The 732-nt window shown below is 51.5% G+C and carries 1 protein-coding gene; it reads right to left on the bottom strand.

Annotation, left to right across the window (positions count from 1 at the left end; genetic code table 11):
* Positions 1-284 precede the first annotated feature (284 nt).
* The gene (locus GHO03_RS24630; RefSeq protein ID WP_178110381.1) at positions 285-683 is read right to left on the bottom strand and encodes a hypothetical protein; all 399 of its coding nucleotides are present in this window, start codon (positions 681-683) and stop codon (positions 285-287) included.
* Between the last annotated feature and the right edge of the window lie 49 nt (positions 684-732).

Genomic DNA, 732 nt, shown 5'->3' with positions numbered 1-732 from the left:
CGTTGCAAATGACTGGTCAAGTTGAATGCAAATCGGTGGTCAGGTCGAATGCAAACGGGTGGTCAAGTGGGGTGCAATTTCGCAGATAGGGTCAAATCAGTAAGGTTGTTCGTGCAGCGAAGAAGAAATTCCGCTATCAGGGAGCACTTAATTGGAGAAGCTTAAATAGCCTTATTCCGCTTTTTCACAAGCGACGGCTCATCACCTCTCACGCACTACCCTTCCCGCGCAGCGGAGTGGCTTCTACAAGGCATTGCACCTCACAGAAGCCACACCACCTCAAATCATTCCATCTCGAGCTTGTAAGGCTTGGATTTCGCTACGGTCTGAAATTTGTTCGACTTCTCATCGAAGACAACAACCCCGTCGCTCTGAACCATGTCAGTGCCCTTGTAGTCGAGACTGGACATGAAAATCATGTTGCTCGAAGCCTGATGAGCCTTCCCGCCACTGACTTTCGGCAGTTCAGTTTTGTCGGTAGGGAACTGCATCGGAGCCTTGTAGACCTTGCCGTTGTTCACATCGATAAATGCCGTAGATTGGCAGCCAGTCCCGCAGCCAAACGAAGTGACGACGAAGTGCCCAGCAAAATTAGCCTTTTGGCCCACAGCACGCTCAACAGCCTCTTTGGACTTCCAGTAGCCTGCAAGGTCAGGGTGAATCGCCCCGGGTTTCCTAGACACTCTCCAGGCTCGCTGCGTAACGCTTTTCAAACTCTACCGGTGACAGCTG

It is taken from the genome of Pseudomonas sp. FSL R10-1339, from assembly GCF_009600545.1.
In the GTDB taxonomy this organism is placed as follows: domain Bacteria; phylum Pseudomonadota; class Gammaproteobacteria; order Pseudomonadales; family Pseudomonadaceae; genus Aquipseudomonas; species Aquipseudomonas bubulae.
This window is presented reverse-complemented; position numbering and strand designations above follow the sequence as displayed.